Annotated in this window: 4 protein-coding genes; all 4 read right to left on the bottom strand. The window is 66.2% G+C overall.

The window, feature by feature from the left end; genetic code table 11:
* Window positions 1–945: ATPase, T2SS/T4P/T4SS family (locus ABZX92_RS45310; RefSeq protein ID WP_355572281.1), on the bottom strand; the 945-nt coding region annotated here is incomplete at its 3' end.
* Window positions 942–1703, bottom strand: coding sequence for a chromosome partitioning protein (locus tag ABZX92_RS45315; protein WP_355572283.1), 762 nt, complete (start codon window positions 1701–1703; stop codon window positions 942–944). The genes ABZX92_RS45315 and ABZX92_RS45310, both read right to left, overlap by 4 nt.
* Window positions 1703–2167 (bottom strand): hypothetical protein, encoded by a 465-nt coding sequence (locus ABZX92_RS45320; RefSeq protein ID WP_355572285.1) that lies wholly within the window; start codon window positions 2165–2167, stop codon window positions 1703–1705. The genes ABZX92_RS45315 and ABZX92_RS45320 overlap by 1 nt, the downstream gene beginning before the upstream one ends.
* A 1105-nt stretch (window positions 2168–3272) precedes the next feature.
* A partial coding sequence (locus tag ABZX92_RS45325; RefSeq protein WP_355572287.1) for a hypothetical protein occupies window positions 3273–3870 on the bottom strand: 598 nt, incomplete at its 5' end.

Below are 3870 nucleotides of genomic sequence, written 5' to 3' on the forward strand. Positions count from 1 at the left end.
GCTTGACGAACTGCTGGACCGCGTCCGTGCGCAGGGTCTCGACGGGAACGTCGACCCCTCGATGTTCGGCTCTCGCGCCTGCAAGGGCACGACATCCGGATGAAGGTCGGCGTCTTCGTCCAGTCCGAGCTCGAAGACGTCCTCGATAGTGACGAGCCGCTCCCAGGACGGAACTGCCGACGCAAGCCCTCGGAGCATCGTGGTCTTGCCGATCGACGTGCCGCCGGTGACCAGCACGTTGCGCCTGGCTCGCACGGCAGCGGCTAGGAAACTCTCCAGCGCCAGATCGATGCTGCCGAGTTCACGAAGCTGCGCCAGGTTCACCTTGGAGAAGCGGTGACGGCGAATCGACACCGATGGTCGCGTCGTCACGGCCATGACCGCGGATACGCGCTCGCCGCCGGGAAGCTGGAAGTTCACGATCGGCGAGCCGCGATCGAACCGGCGCTCCTCCACACCAGAACGGGAAGCAAGGTCGCGGATCAGCTCGACGAGTTCGGTGTCCGAACCGACGACTGGCGGCAGCCGCCGACGAGTTCCGTCGGCGCACCTGATGAACACGCGGTCGCCGTTGATGTTGATGTTCTCGATGTCGTGATCGGCCAGCAGAGGTTCGAGGCCGGCCAAGCCGAAGACCTCGTCGAGTGCCTGCTTGATCAGCCGCTGTTCCACGTCAGGAGTGACCAGCATCCCGCCGTCCGCCGTGTTGTGGAGCTCGGCACGCGCATGCGCTTCGGCGGCATCGGTCAGCACCGCTTCGGCGAACCGCCGATGTTGCTGGGCGTCCATCGAGGGCCGTCCCGCAGCTTCATCGCTGCGGATGCGCTGGCTGAGCTGTTCTGAGAGCGAGCCGCGCAGGTGCTTGCGCAGCCGGTCAACCGCCGCCACCTCGCCCGCGGCCTTGTACGGCAGGTCAGCCGGACCAGCCAGGTCTGTCGTGCTCATGACGCCACCCCTCCCGGCACGAGATGGCGATCGACCTTGGCCTGATCCTGGATCACGCTCGCCCGGAGGCTGAACGCGAGCTTTGCCGCGGCGCGTCCCAGCGCAGATTTGCTGGGACCATTGCGGTTAGCTCCATCGCCACGCAGAGCCGCAGCGCCCTTCACATCGCGGGGAATGTGGGCCAACACCGGAACGCCCAGCTCGCGAGACACGTAGCCAGCAGAGTGACCTCGGCCCATCAGGACGAAGCAGGGCCGCCGTGACCACTGCTGAGCGAGCTGGAGCTTCAGCGCGACGTGAGCGAGTTCGTCGTCGCGTGGCCTCGCGAGCAACACCATCGCGTCCGCACTGCGGATGATCGGCAGGCCTGCGGACTCCGGATCCACACGACCGCAGTCGACGATCAACACGGTGCCTGCTCTGTTGCCGGCGCGGCGCAGGCCGGGCACCAGCAAGCCCAGTGCCGCACGGGATTGCTCGGCCGCAATCGGTCCCGGCACGACGCGGAGCCCACCTGGGAGGAACTGCACATGGCGGGCGAGCTCGTCCGGATCGGCGTTGCCCCGCACGCGGCTCGACGCGGCCAGCCCGACCACGGTCAGATCCGCGTTCAGGCGGAACCGGGTCAGCAGGTCGCCTCCGGCCGGATCAGCTTCCACGACGACCGGAGTTTCCGAGCTGGGCCACCGCGCGCCCAGCGCGACCGCCAGGGTGGTGACACCCGGAGAACTCTTCAACGAGCAGATGGCGATGAGCATCAGCGATCCCCTCCCGCGATCACGAGCAGGCTCAGCTGGCCGGACGGCGCCGAGGACAACGCACGACCGTCCAGTTCGGACATGCACAGCGAGACGACCGTCGTTTGGTCGTTCTCGCGCCTGGAAACGTCGAGCACCACGGCGTTCCACGACTTCGGAGTCAACTCCTGCGCTTGTCCCAGCAGGACCGCGACGGACGAGCCCGGCGAGAGATCCGGCGGGAACTGGCCCGATTTGAGGCCGACCGCAGCGATTGCCTCGCCCTGTTCCGGTACTCGCGGAGAGCCCAGCACCGATCGCGTCACGAGAGAGCCTTCGGGCAGGCTGAACGCGAGCGGCTGCCCGACGACCGTTGACGCTGCCGAGGCGGCGATGACGCCCATCTTCTCGTCGGCAGCCAGTGCGACCTGGCGAAGGTCTTGAGCGGCAAGGAGTTGGCCGGCACCAACCGGTCGAGAGAGCACCAGAACGTGCTCCCTGTCTCCCAGCTCGGTGGCCAGGATCGCCGCTCCAACGCCACAGGCCGGAACCAGCATGAGCCCTACCAGGAGATGTGGAACGCGACGCCGACGACTGCTCCAGCGGCTCGGCGGTTTGCCCTCTCGCGCGCTCCACCGCGAAGACGTAGTTTTGTTGGCGGTTGTAGTCATTTCAGGCCCCTCAGGCATGACTTCATCGCGACACGTCGGTTCAGCAGTTCGACGTGTCTTGGATCGACAGCTGTGATCAGCCGGTGGTGATTCCTTGGCTCTCGGCCACTCGGAACGCGGCCGATGCGTTGGTCGACAGGCCTGGGAACGTCCCGCTTTGCCCTGCGCCCGACCAGGTGACCGTCCACTGCACCCTGACGGTCACAGGAAAGGCCTCACCCGGCTGTCCTGCTGACGAAGTCAGGTAGGTATGACCGCAGTCCGGCGACGCGCTCTTCGGGTCGCGGCCGGCCGAGTATGGAGTGCCCGCGCCGGTGCAGGTGACCGAGCGCCCGTCACCCATCGACCAGGTTGCCGAAACAGGCCTGGCCACAGCCGTCACGGACACGCCGGGAACCGATGCTGTCGCAGACACCTGGCCCCAGCTGCCGCGATCCAGCCACATCCAGGTGGGCAGGTTGGCCAGCTGTTCTCCGGCCGGACTCGCCATGATCCGTGGAGTGGGGAGCCGCAGCTGCCTACGGGCCATCTGTGCGACCTCTTCAGGAGTGAGAACCCGAGGTACCTCTGCACCAGCTGGTACCCAGATCGGCCCGCGAGAGTCCGGGTCCTTGCCGTCGGGCGAACACAACAGCATGTACCAACCGCCGGGCTCCTTCGGGGTCTCCTGTCCGGGGCCTGGACCAGCAGGCACATACCGGCAGCCGAAGGATCCCCCGTCGTTCTGCTCCTTGCCGTTCATCGGCGTCTGGCCGCTGTTCGTCGAACCGTTCGGACGCTTTCCCGCGGTGAGCTCGCACAAGGGTGACGGCTCTTGGCTACAGGTGGTCCCGCCCCAAGCGTCGTCCGCCTCCGCAGGCGGCGACACAGCAAGGAAACTAGCTGCAAGTGCAACGAGCACAGTGGGTTGTCGCATGGCTCAACAACTCCCGATCTCGTGAACCGCGTAGTCGGAGACCTTCCACGAGCCGTCTGACTGCTTGTCGACCGAGGCCTTGATGAGTCGCCGGCCGCCGGCAGCGTCTGCACGCAGCCCGTTGTCCTTGCCGTACTTGAGCCAGTTCGTAGAGTCTCCGCAGTCAGTGATCGTGATCTTCTTCGGGTCACCGACCGGATCTGCTTCCGACACCTTCGGATCGAGGACAGGCTTTCCCTTGGTGACGACGCCTTTCTCACGGTCGGATTGGAGACTTCGTCTCAACTTCTCCAGCGCGGCGCCTGAGGCGTGCTGAGCAAGCACAGGAGAAGTCGGGTCCGAGGTGTTGCCTGCCTCTGCGAAGCCGTTCCACATCGCTCGGTACGCACTGACTGCGCTGTCGCGAGCCGAGGTTGTTGGTATGGCGGAACTCCCGGAAGGCGGCAACGCCCCCGGCGCAGGACCGCGGTCGCACGAGCCCAGCAGCACAACTGCGCTTCCCAAGACCAAGAGCGTGTTCGTCTTCTTCATCGTGGCCTCCAGAACGGAAGGTTGAGTTGGGGTGTCGAGGTGGCCCCGCGTGGGGGCATTGAGGCCACCT

Source organism: Lentzea sp. NPDC006480 (assembly GCF_040611995.1).
Taxonomy (GTDB): domain Bacteria; phylum Actinomycetota; class Actinomycetes; order Mycobacteriales; family Pseudonocardiaceae; genus Lentzea.